Here is a 20,201-nt window from a genome sequence, read left to right on the forward strand (position 1 = left end):
ATAAGTTTTATTTTTAAGCCACCGGCATTTCGCTCTTTCAGCCCCAGGCCTACCGCTAAAATCAATTGTAATTTCATAATCTTTGTGTGTACATGAACGATATAGCGCTTCGGGAATTAGCAAAGCGGATTAAGGCATCTGACCCAGTTGCCTTTGAAATGGTTTTCAATTTATTCCATGATACAATTTTTAAATTCCTGCTTTTTAAAACGAAAGATGCCGATACAGCAGAGGATATCTTGCAGGAAGTATTTTTCAAATTGTGGAACGCTCGTTTTACCCTGAATGAACATCAATCTCTTAAAAATTATCTTTACACCATTGCCGATAATCAGGTGTTAAATCACCTCCGCCATTTAAAAGTTGTTCAAAGTCACCTGCAGCAAAAGCCCTCACGACTTTTCTCGGTCATCGACAACCCTCAGTTTATTTTGGAGGAAAAGGAATGGAAACTCAAATTAATGAATGCCATCGATAATTTACCTGAGAAAACACGGATCATATTTCTGATGAGTCGAATGGAAGATCTTACTTATATGGAAATAGCCGAACGCCTGTCGCTCAGCGTAAAAACCGTGGAGGGCCACATGGTAAAAGCTTTGAAACTTTTGCGGCAATCTGTTTCAGCGAAACTATAAAAGTCAAGCGAGGGTAAATTGTCCCATAAGTGTATATAAATCAAAATCAGGATGGAAACAGATCAACCCGAATTAGAAAGCTTGTTTTTGAAAAAGCTAAGCGGTACGCTCTCTCCGAATGAAAGCATTTATCTGGAAGATAGGCTAAAATCCAATTCACAGGATAGAAGCGATTTTGAAGAAACACGAAGCGTGTGGAAAACTTCTGATCAATTGCAACTACCCCGAGGACTGTCTCGAAACGTGCGTTGGAATAACCTGCAACAAAAAATACAATCCACCTCAACGCATTCTGTTCCTACATTTAAGAGTTTACTAAAATATGCAGCTTCGCTTACCGTCATTGGTGCACTGATTGGAATCTATTTATTCACTTCTTCGGATGAACTCATTGAAATCACAACAAAATATGCCGAAACGAAAACGGTAACACTTCCGGACCAATCTACGATTATCCTGAATGCTGGTACCTCCATATCGTATGACGAAGATTCGTGGGATGATGAGCGCCTGATAAACCTTGAAGGCGAAGCTTTTTTTAACGTTAAGAAAAACGGGGCGCCTTTTACGGTAGCTTCCAACAATACAACGGTTAGGGTTTTAGGCACCTCATTCAATGTTCGCTCCCGCAACGAAATTACAGATGTCATTTGTCTCACAGGAAAAGTAAAGTTCAGTATACTGGATCGTCAGTCGGTGGTACTCACAAAAGGAAATGGAGCCACGGCTACCGGAAATAATTTGTCACCCGCTTATGCGATCGCTTTAGTTGATACGATGCCTTGGATAACGGGAGCGCTGTACTTTAACGATACACCGTTAAAAGAAGTATTTGCCGAAATGGAACGGTACTTTAACGTTCGGATTATCATAAAGAAAGATGTCGGAACATTGACGTTTACCGGCAAGTTTAGCAAGCCACAATTGAATGTTGTAGCAGAAACCGTTTGTTTGTCAGCAGGTCTACGGTATACGATAAATAAGGAATCCATCACGATCGAATAAATTCGACTTTGCTTGAGGGTATTTGATTACAGGCGTGTATATATTCCAATCCCACAGATATGAGGAAATTTTTGTTCGTTACTACGACATTGCTTTTTATCGTTTCGATTATCTATGGACAGACACAAAAGGTTTTTATAAAGGGCGATTTTTATAATCGGCCACTTTTGGATTTTATACATGAAGTAGAAAAAAATCACGGTATTCAATTCCATTATGTAAATGATGTTGTTGATGGCATTCTTTTAACAGGCGTTATTAAATTCAATACTCCCCTTCTTAAGGCGTTGGAAATACTACTTAAAGACAAACCAGTGTCCTTCGCATCCTATCAGGAAGGCCAAATTATTCTATTTGCGAATGAGAAGAAGGCTATTAAATCAGAAGAATTATTTTACAAATTGTCCGGGCAAATAACAGACAAATCAACGGGTCAGCCGTTGCCTTATGTAACTGTTCACATACCAGGCGCAGAGAAAGGGACGATTTCAAATGAAAATGGTGAATTTGAAATAAAACCACTTTCCGCAGGCCAGCACCTCATTCATTTCAGTTATATCGGGTACGCCGCTGTTGCAAAAAAAATAAACCTGACTAACGACATTAGCATATCCATAGCGTTAGAGGAGAATTCTTTGGAATTGCCAGAACTCATTATCACACCTTCTGCCTTTGAAATCACTACTGTTGAAACACCCCTTACGTTGGCAAAGGAAGAAATATTGCATTCTCCAAACATGAGCAAAGACATTTATCGAACGCTTAAAACGCTCCCCGGCATAGCAAACAACGACTACTCCGCCAAAGCAAGGATCCGTGGAGGGCATAGTGATGAAACTGGCGTGTATCTGGATCATTTCCTGATTAATGATCCATTCCATTTGGAAGAAGTGGATGGAAGTTTCAGCATCTTCAATACCGATTATGTTAATGAACTTTCCGTGCTCACCGGTGGATTTTCCGCCAATTACACTGATCGTCTGTCAGGTATCCTCGATGTAAAAACTTCCGATCAACTTGAAGCCGACCGCTATCAGGCTTCCGTGGATCTGATGAATATCAGTGGACTGGTTCAAAAGCGAATTAGCGATAAAGTAAATATTTTCGTAACAGCCAGAAGAGGTTATTTAGATTTTTTACTCCGCGAAATGAATACCGATGACACCGACGCAATCCTGCCAAGGTTCTCTGACGTCTGGGCAAAAGTTGCGTACAATGCTGATCCAAAGCATTCAATAACATTCAATTTTCTGGCTGGACGAGACAACTTTCGTGTAAAAGATATCGACGATTTTTCAGCCCGCCTTGATCTACAAAGTATCCGGAATAATATTAACGGTTGGGCTAATTGGAAATGGTTTCCGTCAAAACGTTTTAGCGCTATCACGACGATCGGTTATCAATCACTGGATAAAGATGCGCGCTTTTTGTTTCCGGAAAATATCAGTCAACATAACATTGATCAAAACAATTCACGAACTTTTACATTGACAAACACCAACTATTGGAAAATATCTAATAAGTCAAACCTTGAGACGGGCATAGAGTTAAAAACGTTCAATTCTCATTACCGGTACGTGGAAGAACGTTATGACGTATTTAATTCTATCCCTGACAATATTATAATTCACAACCTTAATATAAATCGTGATATTTCAGGATTTACGAACTCATTTTATACACAATACAATTGGACGAGCCGCCAAGGTTTAATTGCTCAACTTGGTCTTCGCGCATCCGTTCAAAGTTTTTCTCCTTCAATTAAATGGGCGCCCCGACTCGCCTTGAGCTATTCCATCTCTCCATCCTTTACAGCTAAGGCAGCATGGGGCGTCTACTATCAGCCTGACTTATATTTTAAACTCAGAACTTCGTTAAGCCAGGAAACACCGTACCGCAAAAATAGCGAGAGTATTCATTACACGGCTTCGTTAATCTATTCAAAAAGTAAAACAGATATCATGGTAAACGTGTATTATAAAAATTATAATCACCTATTCGATGATTATCGTTACGAATTCTTCAATCGGATGGGCGGCGTTAACATCCTGGATATTCCATTCAACACAAGCTCAGGATTTGCAAAAGGTTTTGAAGTGATGATGCGGCAGGCCTATGGTAAACGTAGTATGTTAAGCGTATCATACACATACGCGGAAAGTAAGATCCGTAATGCTTCTGGCAATGAAACCTACAGGGAATTTGATCAACCTCATACCATCATTATTAATAATGCTTTCAGGTTACCAAAAAATTGGAACATTAGTCTGTTGTGGACCTATCACACAGGCTATCCATATACACCCACGCAGCCCGGGTTTGTCAAGCAACGACCAAATGAAGAAGGGATAGTGCTTTTTTATGAAGTTGGAGATAAGAATAGTAAACGCTTGCCTGAATTTCACACGTTAGACCTGCGTATGGAAAAGACGTGGCATTTCAGAAAAAATGCTTTAATGATATATCTGAATGTGGTCAATTTTTACAATCGTGAAAACCTGAGAAGCTATTGGTGGTTTCCATTCTATTATAAAAACGGTTCCATCGGATTCGACCATGAAACCCAATCTAACATTCCCTTTTTCGTTTCGCCGGGCGTAAGTTTTACGTTGTACTGAGAGAAAGTTTCCGTGTAATCCTATTTTAAAAAACTAGTGTTAGCAAATATTCACAGTTGATGGAACAGATGTTCCAAATGACTAGAATAAAATATTCCGGGCCGAGTTAAAAATTTGCTCAGGGCAAAATCCATCTAGCGTGTATATTAGAAATACTTATATAAATTATGAAACTACCGTTTTTGATACTGGCTATTGCACTGACTTTAGTAATTGTCACCTCCCGTTGCAGTGAGCCACCGGTAGTTGTAAAATCAAACGAAAGTTTTGATTTGATACAGCAGAAAATCCTAAATATTTCATGCGCGCTCAGTGGATGTCATGCTTCCGAAAATGACGTTGCTTTTGCGCAGCACAAATTATTATTAAAGGAAGGCGCGGCGTATGACAATCTTGTGAATGCAGATCCACAGAATGAGCAAGCACGAATCGATGGATTAAAACGCGTACTTCCTGGTAACGCAGATGGGAGCCTGTTGGTACACAAACTTCATTGTAATAATGGCCATCATTCGAGTGATTATGGAAACCAAATGCCTTTGGGAATGAATCCCCTTTCAGAAGGGCAAATTGAATTCATTACAAAATGGATTGAGCAAGGTGCAATTGAGACCGGGATTATTGAAGCCGACACTAGTTTATTGAGTGATACCTCCCCAGCATGTGAAGACGAATTTATTCCCATGGCGGCGCCGCCAGCTGGAGAAGGCTATCAAATTAAAGTTGAACCTTTTAACGTTGCACCTAATTTTGAGCGTGAAATTTTTGTTTATAAAGAAGTTGGAAATGAATCGGAAATATTTGTGAAAAGTATTGCGTTGACAATGCGCAAAAACAGTCACCATTTTTTGGTGAATTCTTTTTCTGATGAAATACCTTCCAATCAAATCCCTGAAATAAATACGATTCGTGATTTGCGTGACGCCAATAATAATTACATCATGTCGACAGTCGCCCAGATGGAATATCAGATTCCAACTGTTGCCAGTCAAACACCGGCGTTACAATATAATTTTCCTCCTGGTGTAGCATTGAAAATGCCACCACGCCACAAGTTGGATGTCAATCTCCATTATGTCAACAAAACCTCTACAAGTTTTCAGGGTGAATGCTACATAAACCTTTTTACTATGTCGGCGGGTCAGGTTGTTTATGAAGCCCAATCGATTTTTTTAAGCAACGATGACATTTTTCTGCCACCAAATCAAAAAACAATTGCGAATAAAACTTTCTCCGTTACTCAAACGATGAAAATATTCATGCTCACCTCCCATACCCATAGGCTAGGCGAAAGGTTTGAAATCCAAATTGTCGGCGGCCTGAGAAACGGTGAAATCATTTATAACAGTTCGAACTGGCATCATCCAGAAGTGAAAACGTTTGATCCGCCGCTCGAACTCGTCCAAGGACAGTCGTTGAAAATGATGGTGACCTACGACAATACCACTAATAAGTCCGTCAAGTTTGGTTTAACCAGTGAAGATGAGATGGCCATTATCTACGGGTATTATTACTGAAGACCCTTGTAAATGGAAATTAATGACGTCAGACAGAGAGTGGTTGTTAATCCTTTCTCATTTCTTTAGTATACCACGATCTGCTGACTTGCTTACCTCCTGTCTCAAATCTGATGGATTTAATGAATAACTAAATTTGACCAGCTACATAAGGCAACGCTGGCCTTCATTATTTCTTGGTTCTTTATCGTGTCTTTCGCATGTGCATAACTCGGTGGAAAAGTTGTGCAGTACTTTATTGATAAATATTTGCCATGATGAAATGAGGAAAGTATCTTCATATCACTAAGTCGCTTTTAAGAGAATTGATCAGGAAAAACAGTAAACAAAATTTTATTTCCCACGGGAAGTAGAAACAAAAAAGCTGGATTGAATGATTGTGCCTAGCTGGCAATCCTTCGGGATAATCAGAAAGGACACGGAAGATGCATAGTCATCGCAAGATAATTAAGCAAATTTCAATCTTTCAGAAGCAACATAGGGTTGCACATTGGCTTCGGCTGATGTACAATCAAGACGGGAAGCTCTCAAGCAATTGACGGGTTTCCCGTTTTTTATTTCGACTAGCCGAACCTGCGAAAGTGTCCTGGTTATTTGGTACACCAACAAGCCTTAATGCGATCGTCCAAGTGCAAAAGCTCTTTTCTCTTCGTCTTCTTTATCTTCTTCTACCCTTAAAAAAAACCTTCTCTTATAATTTCTTCAGCCGCCTTGTTACCACTGGCGAGCGCCGCCTCTACAGTGCCCATTTCTGGGCCATCGTACAACGCTTCCCCTGCAAAGTAAATGGTGTTATCAAGGGGGCGTGTCAACACGCGTACCGCAGTAGATGTAGCCAGAGTTTTGTAAGCATAAGCACCTTGCGCGTATGGATCAACGTACCAATTGAAAACTTTTGCAGCACGAATTTCTTTTTCCAGCGCCGCCGTCTCACAGCCAAACACATATGCAAGGGAACTTATCGCTTGTGAAAGCAGCACGTTATCATCCTGTGGAAGGTTTTGAACGACTGGTCCCGCAAGCCACCCAGTGAGCAAAGGAATTTCAGCAGGACGTTGCGACCACCACGTTGGAATAAAAGCATCAGAGAACAAAAAATTTAAAGCAGGCATTCGATTAAATTTTGAAGGCCCACGTCTCTCCCATATCGGACCTTTAAATTCGACGAGAAATTTAATCACGCCGCCTACTTCAAGTTGTTGAAGTGCTTCCTGGTGTTGAGCTAACGGAGGATCGAACTTAATAGCACCGCTTTTGAGAACTGAAACAGGAACCGTGACTAAAACTTTTCGCGCTGTAATCTTTTCGTTTCTGTCACTGTACATTTCAACGTAGTTATTTCGCCATACTATTTTGTTTATGACAGTTGAAAGTTTCAGGACCCCATGAAGATGATTAACTTCTGACCACAGATGCTCAACAAGCAAAGAATATCCGCCAATCGGCCGATACCCTTGAATATTTTCATTAGCCCACTCTTCCCGGAGTGCCAAGGCACTGGCCTTATTCACATCCGCAGCATCGTATCCTTGAACAAATCTTGTTACCCCTTCTACAAGTGATTGGTACTTGGGTTCATTAAAAAACGTTTTCAAGAACTCACCGATCGTGATGTCATGCTCAAGTTGTCTAAGTTTCGTTAAAAGGATATCCCAATTGTCGTCGAACAAATCGCCCCGGGCCAATTCGTTTTTTTCTACAGTCCACGTTTGACCTTTACCCGCGTAATAGGAAACTTTTGCCTGTTTCATCAAAGCTTTCGTGAGTGGAAGGTCTCCATGTATAAATTCAGCCCCAGCTTCAACGGGCCCCGAAAATTCTCCACCCTTAAGCGTATGAATCCTACCACCGATTCGGTCGCGTGCCTCACAAATACAAATCGACCTTCCTGCGGTCGATAATATTTTTGCAGCGGATAGCCCCGCGGCTCCCGCGCCTATAATGACGATATCAAACACATCTGGCTTCATCGGGATATTAACAACAGTTTACAGCCCTGGTTTTTGTCGCCACTGCTTCTTTTCAGCGTGAAGCTTCTTAGTAGTGATACGTTTTTGAATAGCGGTTTTAGATGGTTTAGAGGGCTTTCGTGGTTTTTTTTCCCGAAAAGCAGTAGAAATGAGTTGCTCTAATTTCCGGGTAACAGCTTCCTTATTTTCAAGCTGTGATCTGTAGTCTTGCGATGAAAGGATTAGAACCCCGTTCTTCGTAATGTTTGCAGATAACCTTTTTAGAATAATTGCTTTCTCTTCCTCTGTCAGGATCTGCGAATGGATTACATCAAACTTAACAGAAATTTTAGAGTTGACTTTGTTTACATTCTGCCCGCCGGGGCCGCTGCTCCGGGAAGCTGTAAAGTCAAGCTCATGGTATAATAAGGATGCAGTGATACGCGATGTCATGCACGATATGGGTTATGTTGATTCAAAGTTAACCGAAACACCTGTTTGTAGAGAAAACAATATTGTCAAAACAATTGAACAATTATGTAGCCAAACCGCTTTTAGTATTGTGATAGAACTTACTAAGTTAAGTAACTTCCCTTTCGACATTCCCCATGAAAAAGTTCCTCAAGTGGCTACTGTATATCGGTGGGTTAATTACCGTTCTGGCAATTAGCGTCCTCGCCGTTGCCTATTGGAATAGAGACCAGCTCCTGGATAAGCTCACAGCTCAATTAAATACAGGCATTAATGGAAAGTTTAGCATAGACAAAATCGATTTTACCTTTCTCCACAATTTTCCCAACTTTTCCATCACCCTTCACCGCGTTTCCCTGAGAGATAACCAATATGAACGCTATCAAAAAGAGCTGATTTCAGCAAAGAAGGTTGTCCTTGATGTCAACCCCTATGCGTTGATGAAAAAAGAGATTAAAATCAATTCGTTAGCGGTAGACGCGGCCGACGTCTTTATTTTTAAAGCAGCAAATGGTGATACCAATATCGATGTGTTTAAAAAGCGGGACACTGTTCAAACTGACCACGCTGAAAGAAGTGCGCTCTTTCTAAATCTTCAGAAGATTAATTTCAAAAATGTTTCAATCGTTTATGCTGACTCGGGCAAACGCAAATTTATGAACTTTCAGTTCTTGAATACCAGGCACACATTTTCGCAGACTGATTTAGGTTATACGATAGACGTCAACGGAAAAATGCATTTTGATAGTTTGTACTTTAACCCGAAAGGCGGCAGTTACCTGGCCGACAAAGACGCATTGGTTAATCTGAGTATCCGCATAAACCGAATAACAAATGATCTTACTATTCAACCTTCCTCGTTAATATTTGAAAAGAATCAAATCAATCTCAGTGGAAAATTCCAGTTACAAAAAGAAGGCCCCTACGCATTGTTATTCACTGCAACCCATATCAACCCCGCAGAGGCGACGCAACTCTTGAACAAAAAATTGATGCGAAGTCTTTCCAAATTCAAAATTAACGATCCTGTTGATGTTGAAGTTCGCCTCGCGGGAAGGTCAATCCCCGGATATGTTCCGGATGTAGATGTTGAATTTGAAACGACCAATGCTAAGTTTCAATATGGCACATTGGATTTTACGTCGCTCTCATTGAAAGGCCTGTTTACGAACCACCTGGATAGTTTGAAACCTAAGGATAATAATAATTCCAAAGTCACAATAACATCATTTGATGCCACCATGGAAAAAATACCCATTAAGGGAAAAGTGATTTTTACACAACTCCAGGACCCCACTGTGGACCTATCTTTCTCATCAAAAATGACTTTCAGGGATGTCAACAAGCATCTTGACAATGATCGATTCGTTTTGGAGAAAGGAAGATTTCAAACTGAAGTTACCTATAAGGGAAAGCTTTCGGAATACCTTGACCCTACACGCACAAAGTATTTGGGTAAACTCCAGGGGCAAATTAAGGCGATGAATGCTTCCCTCCGTTACAAACCGAAAAAGATTCATCTGGATAACATTCAGCTAACGTGTACCTTCAATGAAGATGTGTTTACCATAAGTGATCTTAATCTGAATGTAAATGGAAGCAGCGTAAGCATCCATGGAAATATAAAAGACTTTATTCCATTTTTTATACAACCCAAGAACAAGGGGTATGTGAGACTGACCGTCAATTCTCCTGATTTTGATCTTACAAGCTTAACCTCCAGAAGGGACCAGCAAAATAAATCAAATGAGCAAAACAAAGAGAATCGCAAAAAGGTCACTGACCTTATCGATAAAGTGTACAATAAGCTGGAGTTTGATGTGGATGTTATTATTGACGAATTAAAGTTTAGAAAATTTTCAGCTTCTAATTTCAAAGGCAGGGTTAAGCTCGACAATAATTTATTGCAGGCAAATCCTGTATTCATGCAGGTAGCAGGCGGAACAATGAATCTTGATTTTTCATTGAGCAATGTTTTTGATTCCTTTAGTCCCATGGCGATTGAAGCGCAACTCAACAACGCTAACATCAAGGAGCTCTTTCAGCGTTTTAATAATTTTAATCAAAAGACAATTGGCGCAGAAAACCTCGAGGGGAAAATTTCAGCTGATGTAAGCTTCAGCGCTACCGTTGATGACGATTATAAACTGCTGCCCTCATCTATGCGGGGAACGCTGGATTGCAAAATTTCAGAAGGTGGCCTGAAAAATTTTGAGCCAATGGAGAACATGAGCAATTTCTTATTTAAGAAGCGCGACTTTTCCGACGTGCAATTCGCCGAGCTTAACAGCGCATTTTCGATAGAAGGCACCAATATGGATATCAGGAGAATGGAGATTCAGTCATCTGTACTTTCGCTTTTTCTTGAGGGAAGATATTCTTTTACCGACAGCACCAGTTTAAGCGTGCAAATTCCCTTGAGCAATCTTAAAAAACGCCATAAAGACTTTACGCCAAAGAACATCGGCATCCATGCAAAGGCAGGGCCGAGTGTCTTTCTACATGTCTACCGCGATAAGGATATCAATAGCAAGATCAAAATTGATTACGATCCATTTAAGAAATGGGCCAGGAATTAACCTGACACGAGGCTATCTACTTTGCGCTGTTGTTCCCCTCGCCACTCGCGCGCATCGATCTTCTGTACCGGAAGAAAAGTTGGGACACAGGAATGAACATAGCACCTGAAAAAGCAAAAATTAAGAAAGAAACTCTTAAGTTGAACGCGTGGGCGAGGTATCCCACCAAAGGTGGCCCAATAAACATTCCGACTATACCATACGTTGCGATAAGCGAAATTGCCATTCCTGGAGAATACTTCTTTGAACCCGACGCGAGGGTAAATGTCATGGGAATGATCGCAGCTGTGCCGAAACCTGTAAGACAAAAGCCAATCATGGATGGCCAGAACGTCGGAAATGCGATAGCGAGCAGAATACCTGAAAATATTAAAAGTGAACTGGCAAAGAATGTTTTCGACATCCCAATCCATTCAACTACAAAATCAGAGGCAAATCGCGATAATGCCATGCAGATCATGTACGTGAGATAACCCCAGGTAAATATTTCAACTTTAACCACTTCCTTAAAATAAATTCCACTCCAGTCGAACATTCCTCCTTCGCATAAACCAGCGAAAAAAACCAATAAACCGAGGTAGGCGATGTAGGGATCGGGCTTACCAAGTATGAGCTTGTTTCCTGAAGTAGACCGATCGTTGCGCAATAAAAACCGGTACGAGAAGAATGTAACGAGCAGCGTAATACAGGCTACGATCAACAAATGTTTGGCAATAGAAATATTCAAGGCTACCATGAGCGTTGAAAATCCAACCCCCACAATTCCTCCCGTACTCCACAGGCCGTGGAATGATCCGTTAATTTTCCGATCGAATAATTTCTGCAAAGCAATCGCCTGCGTGTTCATCGAAATGTTAAGCACGCGCATGCTGAAAGAAAACAGGCAAAGTGAAGCAATGAGGGCAAAGCTTGTCGTGGCAAAGCCGATCGACAAAATGGCGAGTGACAGTGCGACAAAAGCAAATGACATGGGTATTCGGCTATCGTATCGCGCCACAAGCCAGCCTGAAATTGGAAGTCCTATTAACGAACTGATAGGCATAAATAAAAGGATGGTACCCAGTTCGGCTTCGTTGTAGCCAAAAAAACTTTTGATCGTTGGAATTCTTGACGCCCAGCTGGAAAAACAAATTCCCGAGAGAAAGAAAAATACGCTTAAAAAAATGCGTTGCCTGTTTTTTAAATCCATGCTGCTGCAAAAATCGCGTACAAAAGTAACACGATTAGCAGATTAAAGGATTAAAAGATCATGAGATTTAAAATGGTAAATCGCACGTTTGAAAATTGAATGTCCCTGATATCATCATTCATCCTCATCTGCATTAAACCACCGGCATCTCCCATCCATTGTGGTAAGCAGGCTTGATGAATTTGTTGGCTTCTGCATCGTTGCCAAAGTTTCCTTGCATAGCGTCCCAATAAACTTTCTTTCCGGTTCTGTATGCGATGTTCCCCATCTGTGCATTGATAGCTGCTACACTACCTGAACGTATGGGTGTGTTTAAAAGTGATTGATCATTTTTCTTGACCGCTGCCACAAAGTTTTGCGTATGCAAGTCGAGGTAATCGATTTCTTTTGGTTTAACAAACGCTTCGATGGGATCCATTTTTTGATCACCCCACATGGAATATCCCTCAGCTTTCCGCTCCGTTAGAACCTCATAGCCACCACGGTCGACCACAAGCGTCCCGTTGTTGCCGATAAAAGCGATGCCCTCTCTTCTTTTATAAGGACCATTATCGATACCGGTCGCGTGTTCCCACAACATGTTGAAATCTTTATATTGAAACACGGTCTGCAAAGTGTCAGGTGTCTCAGAAGCATCATCAGGATAAGCCAGCTTTCCCCCGGTAGCCATAACAGAAATCGGCGCGTCCGCTTGCATGGCGTAAAGTGCGATATCAATTTCATGAACGCCCCAATCAGTCATCAACCCACCAGCATAATCCCAAAACCATCTGAAGTTAAAGTGAAAACGGTTCGCATTAAAATTTCTTTTGGGCGCGGGCCCCAACCAGAAATTATAGTCTACACCAGCCGGAACAGCGGTATCAGGCACCACGGGTACAGGCTTCATCCAACCTTGATAAGCCCATACTTTAACCAAACGGATTTTACCCAGCACGCCCGAACGTACAATCTCTATCGCTTTTTTATAATGCGGACCACTCCTTTGCCATTGGCCGGCTTGCACAATTTTACCCGTCTTTTGTTGTGCTGCAACCATTAAGTTACATTCTGCTATGGTGTTGGCAACGGGCTTCTCAACGTACACGTGTTTACCGGCTTTGACCGCATCAACCATGATTTTGCAATGCCAATGATCAGGCGTTCCAATGATCACAGCGTCAATCTCTTTGTTATTAAGCAGTTCCCTGTAGTCTGAATAGGTCTTTGGAATGTTTTTTCTCAGGGACGAATAATCAGAGGTCCTCTTTTTGATCACGTTAGAATCAACGTCACAAATTCCCAACAAGTCAACGTCCTTCATCTTTAAAAATGAATTGGTATTCGACCAACCCATTCCATTGCACCCGATGACACCAATGTTAAGTTTGTCATTAGCAGAAACTATTCCAGGTGTGGCTATAATTTCAGATCCCAAAAACATACCTCCGGCCAATGCAGCACCGGTTCCTTTGATAAAATTTCTACGTTTCATGCAAGTCAAAATTTAAAGTTGTCCCTCATCCACGTTTCGGCTTTGCTAACTATTTTTATCCTAACAATGTTAATTTAACCTTTTCATACGGCATATCCACTTCCAAATAAACGGGCGTATCATTGATGCTCTGATAATTCAACTCAACAATGCAGCGCAAACTGCTTTGGGGGTCTGCATATACTCTGCCAATGCTGGCAATATTTACCAACTCAGTCTTCTCTTCAGATTCATCCGATACCTTTAACTCAATAAACTTTACCATAGTCCTTTCTATAAATTTCAATGCTAAAGTTACAGACCTTTACTTAGAAAACACACGGTGCACATAACAATAAATCAACTAACCGTGCGTGTTCCTGTAGCCAATCCAGCCTTATCCCTTTTGTGTAAATCGGATTTCATCTTAAATATAATAGAAGTAGTATTGTATTAAGACGTTCACAATATTAAAGACATACTATAAACGTAAGACACATTCGGTCTTTCAAAGAATTACAACCGGACCCTGACACCGGCAACTGCAATGGCGGCTAAATACTTTATCTCATGAAACACTATAAAAACATTCTGCTTGGGTCTATCCTACTCATGGCGATAACCCTCCACGCACAAACTAAACCAACAACCGAGGAGCTTCCTGTACGTGGATTTTGTATCGCTTCGCCACGTCCGGCTGACGTAGATGCGTTCGTCAAATTTATTCGCGAAGAACTGGCTCCTAGGAAAGTAAACACCCTGATACTCCGCGTGGATTTCAATTATCAATATGAAAGCCACCCGGAATTACGAGACTCCATCGCACTGTCAAAAAATGATGTTAAAAAGATGGTGGACATTTGTAAGCGTAACAATATTCGAATTATTCCGCAGATAAATTTATTGGGCCATCAATCGTGGGCAAACACTACGTATAACCTCCTGCGTGTATACCCACAGTTTGATGAAACGCCCCATGTAAAAATGCCTGAAAAATATGTTTGGCCAAACGCAGATGGATTGTATTGCCGCAGCTATTGTCCACTGCATCCTGATGTCCACAAAATTGTTTTTGAAATGGTAGATGAAATTTGTGACGTGTTTGAAACGGACGCTTTTCATGCGGGAATGGATGAAGTATTTTACATCGGCGACGATAAATGCCCGCGGTGTGGAGGGCGTGACAAAGCTGAATTGTTTGCCGGGGAAGTATCGCGGATACGCAATCATCTTGCACAAAAAAACCGGATGTTGTGGATTTGGGGCGACCGCTTATTGGATGGCAAAGCTACCGGTCTGGGTATGTGGGAAGCCAGTATGAACAATACGCATCGTGCCATCGATATGATTCCGAAAGACGTCATGATTTGTGATTGGCATTATGAACGTCCGGATAAAACAGCAGTGTACTTTGCCATGAAGGGTTTTAAAGTAGTGACGTGTCCCTGGCGAAACCCTTCGATTGCCGTACTGCAAGCGGAAGATATGGTTAAGTTCAGAAAAGATTCCACTCCAGCCATGAAAGAAAATTTTCAGGGGATGGTTCAAACTGAATGGTCGAGTGCGGCCAGCTTTATGGATGGATTTTACAATAAAAAGAAGGACCCCGAAGGTGGTAATAATACTTCCTGGAATTCCTTCATTGCGCTGTTCCAGAAACTGAAAGAACTGAATGCCGTAAAATAATTTAGCCGATGAAAGCCAGCAATTTTTTGCTGGCTTCTTTTTTTTACACTCTGCGACTTGTGGTTTTAAATCTACGGAGGAATAATATTCCACGATTTTCATCCAAGCAATACTTGCATTTTCAAATCTATTCTCACATTTGACTTCTGGCATTTTATTTCTGCACGTGCTTCCTGATTACGCAACAATTTTCGGAAACCAATGAAAAGAAATTTAAAATCCTCTACCCTGAACATGCACATCGCCAGTGCATGTTCTGTTTTGTTTATCTGCTTATGCCTGGTGTCTTGTGACGAGTGGTTTGATGATGATGACGATGGCTTAAATGATTTTAACGGTCAAGTTTATGCAGATCACCTTGACACACCCTGGGAACTAGAGTTTGCGCCCGATGGCCGGCTTTTTTTTACACAAAGACCGGGCGTGGTGAGTGTCATTGAAAACGGAAAAACAAACGTATGGCTGAAATTAGATTCCGTCGTAGCTGAGATTGGTGAGTCTGGTCTTCTCGGAGTAACGCTTCATCCTGATTTCGCACAAAATGGTTATGTGTATGTAGGATATACCTATGCTGCAAGTAAATCACCATTAAAGCTCGTTAACAAACTTGTCCGGTATAAAGAAGATCCCGCAACAAAAGCACCAATGTTCGACATGGTGGTGATGGATGGTATTGCAGGAAACTACGTTCACAACAGCGGGCCGTTGGAATTTGGACCCGACGGCAAATTATATTGGGCGATAGGAGAAATCTTTTCACCTGAACTGGCGCAGGATATGAATGTTTTGAACGGGAAAATTTTGAGAATGAATGACAATGGTAGTATTCCGTCCGATAATCCATTTCCAGCATCGTATATTTATTCTCTTGGCCACAGAAATCCACAAGGGTTGGCTTTCCACCCTGAAAACGGCGCGCTTTGGTCCACCGAGCATGGGCCTTCTGAAGAACAAGGATGCTGCATGGACGAGATTAATCTGATCAAACCAACTGCAAACTACGGTTGGCCTATCATACGCGGCAGTCAGACACAAGCGGGACTCGAAACGCCGGTCTACCACAGCGGCGACACAACGACATGGGCACCCACAGGTGGAATATTTGTCACGCAAGGTGACTGGAAAGGATCATTCATTTTTACCGGCCTCCGTGGGCAAGCGCTCTATCGCGCAACGATTGATCCAAACGATGCTACCAAAATACAAAAGGTTGACCGGTATCTCTACCAGAAATTTGGAAGGCTTCGGAATGTCGTTGAAGGTGCTGACGGAAAATTATATATCGCCGTGAGCAATCAGGATGGCAGAGGAGATCCAAAGACACAAGATGACCGGATCATTATACTTACACAAAAGCAAATAGAAAAAAATAATTAAGCAACTTTTAGTTGAACAGCACCAGCGTGAGCTTTGGCCACGCTGGCTTTTTTTATTTCTCCATTACAATACCCTCAAATTTGTCCAGGCGCTCGACAGTAAATTTTATAACGCCATTCTCCCAACGGAATTCAATTGGCGCATTGTTAATCATTCCCCGGATTTTTGACGGCCTGGTATCCGAACGAATGCTAAACTGAAGGTTGTAAACGGGAATTGGCTCAAAGTATGTATTGCCACTGAAGCCGGTCAGGTTAACAAGGTGTAATATCTTTCCCTCGGGTTCCTTTCGTGAAATGTTTTCTGGAATATTTCTGACATAGTCTTGAAGAACAACCTCTACCCTGACAGGCGCATTTGTTTCTATCAATTGGTTCACCTCCGGATAGAGGTAATCAATTACATCCAGCAGGATATTTTTATGTTGTTCATATCCATGAATAAAGTACAGCTTGCCCAGATTGATGGGCAAGATTGCTGCTTTGCTCTTAGCATGATTTTTTATCGCAAGTGCCTTATAGCCCGATGGCTCATGTCCACCGATAATTTCTGGCGGGCCAGGTCTGCCCGCCGTGTAAATGGGAAGCAATGAAGTATCAGCGGCAGAAAAATCATATAGTCCTAAGTTAAACTTCCAGAATAATAAAGTCTGCTTGTCAAATCGTTTAAAAAACTGCTTCTCCTCTGGTTTTAAATAATATCCATTTCCTACATGATCCTTGTTAACGATTTTTGCTCCAAACAATTTTAGCAAAGCCTCGGGGTGGCGATGAAAAGATTTGTTGGTCGCAATCAGGTTCACCCCCTTTTCACAAACACGGTTTATAACTTCCACTGCGTCGTCGCTCAAATTGATAATTTCCGGAAGAATGATGAGTTTATACTGTCCGAGTTTATTTTCCAGGCTTTCAATTTTTCCATCCTCAACAATATCGTATTGTATGTGCGATTCCTTTAACATCAGCTGAACACCTCTGTACTCCTGAGCAGCCTCACCCGCTGGCCAGGCGCCAGGTGCAATAACAACAACTTGAGCCGGTGAAGTATACTTTCCATAATAAGGCTCAAATTTTTTATGGTGATCATATACCAGTTTGAATGCTTCAAAGTTGCGTTCGTCTTCATAGTTTTGAAAATCACCCATCAGACTCATGTCCAGCCCTGAGCCGTTGGCGATATTCTCATACAACCGAATTACGGTCTCTTCCGGCTCTATGGCGTTATAGCGCGATTGAAAAGAGATTTGCTGAATACTGGCATTGCTGATGATGTGATCAGGATACGAATGCCTTGCATTGGTAACATTATCCGATGCCATGTACGGCCAATACGGTAGGCTATTGGTTTGTGTTTCATGGCGAATGATGTCGATGTAACGGTCTCCATAGGTGCAAATGGCTACTTGTTTATTTTTGGATTTCACCAGCGCGTTTAGGCGTTTCATCAGATCGTCTACGGAATGTTTCTTAAACGCTTCATACTTTCGGAAAACAGGATCATCCACATTTTCTTCTTTGGGTAGTGTCATGCCATTGCTGAATTCCGCAAAACGTTTTTTGCTGTATTCATTTTGATCGATTCCATGATATTCACCTACATAAGAATTACGGGTTTGATATCCAGGCATGTTAATAAATATGCCGTCGATAGGATATAGATTCATTACCTCCTCAACAATCTGGAACAGGACCTCTTGCTCGTAGGGTGCATCAATCGACACCACATACATGTCATCATTGATAATGTGTTCTCCTTTTGGAGAAATATAAAACCAATCGGGATGTTTCTGAAAGATACTTTCATGTGCGCGGCTAAAATCAAAACGGGTTATAACCTTTATGCCGTTCTCATGACATTTCCTGATTACATCTCCTAACATGTCTTTCTTCATGTATGGATTTGTATATTGGTTTTCCAATTTCGTGGGATAAAAAGCCATAATACCACCCGCATTGATAATAAGTGTATTGGCAGAAAAACGTACGAGATCCTGGACCAAAGAATCCGCATTTAATCCGCCTTCGTACGCAGGCAAATTGGTCTGCATCACGCGAAGGTTATTTCGTTTCCACCACGCCAGTGAATCGGGCCAGTTTGATATTAAAGATGTTGAAGGTGGATTTTCTTGTTCCGGAGAACCGCAATTGATGCATGCAGCAGAATAAAAAAGTAGATATAAATAAAAAATCAGTTTACGCATGTCTCTTATTTTCGGGAATATCAATTTAAAAAAGTAAAATGCGTAAAATTTTTGATACACGGTATTCCTTAAATAACTGATGATCGTAATTTTACGCTTCAACACGCCGTACTTCAACACTACAACATCTTTCACATGGATAATTTTAATATTAACAGAAGACGCTTCCTGCAGGGAGCAACAGCCTCGCTGGCACTCTCAGCTTTCGGAGCGCAGGGCATGGACATTATCAATCCACAAAAACCTCTTCGCGTCGGATTAATTGGAACGGGATGGTATGGGAAGAGTGATTTATTCCGGCTTATTCAAGTCGCCCCCGTAGATGTAGTTGCGCTTTGCGACGTTGATAAAAATATGCTGAAGCAGGCAGCCTCGATGGTAAGCGAACGGCAGAAATCAAAGAAGACACCGCGTACCTATGGAGACTACCGGAAAATGCTTTCAGAAAATGAAATGGATATTGTATTGATTGGGACTCCGGATCATTGGCACGCTCTACAAGCTATTGATGCGATAAAAGCAGGGGCTAATGTCTACTTGCAAAAACCCATCAGCGTTGATGTTATTGAAGGCGAAGCCATTCTTGCTGCCGCACGCAAGTATAATAAAGTGGTGCAGATCGGTACGCAGCGAAGAAGTACACCGCATCTCATCGAAGCGAAAAAAAATATTGTCGATGCCGGTCTGTTAGGAAAAGTATCGCACGTTGAAATGTGTTGTTATTTTCCTATGCGTAACAACACCAATCCACCTGTTGAACCAGTTCCTGATTTCCTTGACTATGAAATGTGGACTGGCCCTGCACCGTTGCGTCCCTACGATGGAATTCCTCACATCCGGTGGTGGCGTGCATTCATGGAATATGGTAATGGTATCGTGGGCGATATGTGTGTTCACATGCTCGACGCCGCGCGTTGGATGCTCGATCTCGGATGGCCTAAGAAAATTACTTCTACGGGAGGTATCTATGTCCAAAGAAATACAAAGTCAAATATTTCAGATACACAGACCGCTGTATTTGAATACGAGGGGTTAAATTGTGTATGGCAGCACCGCTCATGGGGTACGCCTGCTGATCCCGAATATCCATGGTCCTATAAACTGTATGGCGACAAAGGCACGCTTTCGGCCAGCACGATGAAGTACGACTTTGTGCCGGTGGGCGACGGTCAGAAGATTCACAAGGATGTTGTTTATGAAAAAGAAAAATATCCTGAAGACCTGAAAGAGGAAAGAATTGAATTGAATGCAGCGCCGGCTACGCGCCTTCACATGCTGGATCTGCTCGCAGCTATGGAAAAGGGTAGCCATCCCGTGGCAGATATTGAACAAGGACACATTTCAACAGCAAGTTGCATATTGGCAAATATGTCTATGCAAACTGGACGTCCGATGGTGTACGATCATCAGAAGAGAGAAGTCGTTAATGATAAGGAAGCAACGGCGCTTCTGCAAAGAAAATACCGTGCACCATGGATACATCCGGACCCGCAAAAGGTTTAACGCTGTAGCATTTCAT

The 20,201-nt window shown here is 41.7% G+C and carries 14 protein-coding genes; 8 read left to right on the top strand and 6 right to left on the bottom strand.

All coding sequences use genetic code 11. The annotated features are described in order from the left end of the window. The first annotated feature begins 92 nt into the window (after positions 1 to 92). The 4 genes from P2W71_RS26690 to P2W71_RS26705 all read left to right on the top strand — a co-directional run bounded on the left by P2W71_RS26690 (position 93) and on the right by P2W71_RS26705 (position 5,778). Positions 93 to 638, top strand: coding sequence for an RNA polymerase sigma-70 factor (locus tag P2W71_RS26690; protein WP_276374495.1), 546 nt, complete (start codon positions 93 to 95; stop codon positions 636 to 638). Between the two features lie 51 nt (positions 639 to 689). Continuing rightward, positions 690 to 1,643 (top strand): FecR domain-containing protein, encoded by a 954-nt coding sequence (locus tag P2W71_RS26695; RefSeq protein ID WP_276374497.1) that lies wholly within the window; start codon positions 690 to 692, stop codon positions 1,641 to 1,643. Positions 1,644 to 1,702: 59 nt separating this feature from the next. Next, positions 1,703 to 4,261: a TonB-dependent receptor gene (locus P2W71_RS26700; protein ID WP_276374498.1), complete on the top strand. Its 2,559-nt coding sequence runs from the start codon at positions 1,703 to 1,705 to the stop codon at positions 4,259 to 4,261. A gap of 167 nt (positions 4,262 to 4,428) precedes the next feature. Continuing rightward, the gene (locus P2W71_RS26705) at positions 4,429 to 5,778 is read left to right on the top strand and encodes a hypothetical protein (protein ID WP_276374499.1); all 1,350 of its coding nucleotides are present in this window, start codon (positions 4,429 to 4,431) and stop codon (positions 5,776 to 5,778) included. A 674-nt stretch (positions 5,779 to 6,452) separates the two neighbouring features. Here P2W71_RS26705 and P2W71_RS26710 read toward each other — a convergent pair. Continuing rightward, positions 6,453 to 7,748, bottom strand: coding sequence for an NAD(P)/FAD-dependent oxidoreductase (locus tag P2W71_RS26710; protein ID WP_276374500.1), 1,296 nt, complete (start codon positions 7,746 to 7,748; stop codon positions 6,453 to 6,455). Positions 7,749 to 7,766: 18 nt separating this feature from the next. Then, on the bottom strand, positions 7,767 to 8,180 hold the full coding sequence (arfB, locus tag P2W71_RS26715; protein ID WP_276374501.1) for an alternative ribosome rescue aminoacyl-tRNA hydrolase ArfB: 414 nt from the start codon (positions 8,178 to 8,180) through the stop codon (positions 7,767 to 7,769). 155 nt (positions 8,181 to 8,335) lie between these two features. On the opposite strand from arfB, the gene P2W71_RS26720 reads away from it, so the two are divergent. Then, positions 8,336 to 10,777, top strand: coding sequence for an AsmA family protein (locus tag P2W71_RS26720; protein WP_276374502.1), 2,442 nt, complete (start codon positions 8,336 to 8,338; stop codon positions 10,775 to 10,777). Between the two features lie 16 nt (positions 10,778 to 10,793). Here P2W71_RS26720 and P2W71_RS26725 read toward each other — a convergent pair whose 3' ends face one another. From P2W71_RS26725 to P2W71_RS26735, 3 genes are all read right to left on the bottom strand, one after another. After that, positions 10,794 to 11,966, bottom strand: a complete 1,173-nt coding sequence (locus P2W71_RS26725; RefSeq protein ID WP_276374504.1) for an MFS transporter — start codon at positions 11,964 to 11,966, stop codon at positions 10,794 to 10,796. 133 nt (positions 11,967 to 12,099) lie between these two features. After that, on the bottom strand, positions 12,100 to 13,440 hold the full coding sequence (locus tag P2W71_RS26730; RefSeq protein ID WP_276374505.1) for a Gfo/Idh/MocA family oxidoreductase: 1,341 nt from the start codon (positions 13,438 to 13,440) through the stop codon (positions 12,100 to 12,102). A gap of 55 nt (positions 13,441 to 13,495) precedes the next feature. Next, positions 13,496 to 13,705, bottom strand: a complete 210-nt coding sequence (locus tag P2W71_RS26735; protein ID WP_276374507.1) for a hypothetical protein — start codon at positions 13,703 to 13,705, stop codon at positions 13,496 to 13,498. A gap of 284 nt (positions 13,706 to 13,989) precedes the next feature. On the opposite strand from P2W71_RS26735, the gene P2W71_RS26740 reads away from it, so the two are divergent. Together P2W71_RS26740 and P2W71_RS26745 are read left to right on the top strand one after the other, a co-directional pair. Continuing rightward, complete coding sequence (locus tag P2W71_RS26740; RefSeq protein ID WP_276374508.1) at positions 13,990 to 15,105, top strand: family 20 glycosylhydrolase; 1,116 nt, start codon at positions 13,990 to 13,992, stop codon at positions 15,103 to 15,105. Between the two features lie 201 nt (positions 15,106 to 15,306). Then, positions 15,307 to 16,482 (top strand): PQQ-dependent sugar dehydrogenase, encoded by a 1,176-nt coding sequence (locus P2W71_RS26745; RefSeq protein WP_276374509.1) that lies wholly within the window; start codon positions 15,307 to 15,309, stop codon positions 16,480 to 16,482. Positions 16,483 to 16,534: 52 nt separating this feature from the next. Here P2W71_RS26745 and P2W71_RS26750 read toward each other — a convergent pair whose 3' ends face one another. Then, positions 16,535 to 18,817, bottom strand: coding sequence for a family 10 glycosylhydrolase (locus tag P2W71_RS26750; protein ID WP_276374510.1), 2,283 nt, complete (start codon positions 18,815 to 18,817; stop codon positions 16,535 to 16,537). Between P2W71_RS26750 and P2W71_RS26755 the strand changes: the two genes are divergently transcribed. After that, entirely contained in the window at positions 18,818 to 20,185 is a 1,368-nt protein-coding gene (locus P2W71_RS26755) for a Gfo/Idh/MocA family oxidoreductase (protein WP_276374511.1), read from the top strand. Positions 20,186 to 20,201: the final 16 nt, after the last annotated feature.

Origin of the sequence: Chryseolinea sp. H1M3-3 (genome assembly GCF_029360725.1) — a bacterium.
In the GTDB taxonomy this organism is placed as follows: Bacteria; Bacteroidota; Bacteroidia; order Cytophagales; family Cyclobacteriaceae; genus Chryseolinea.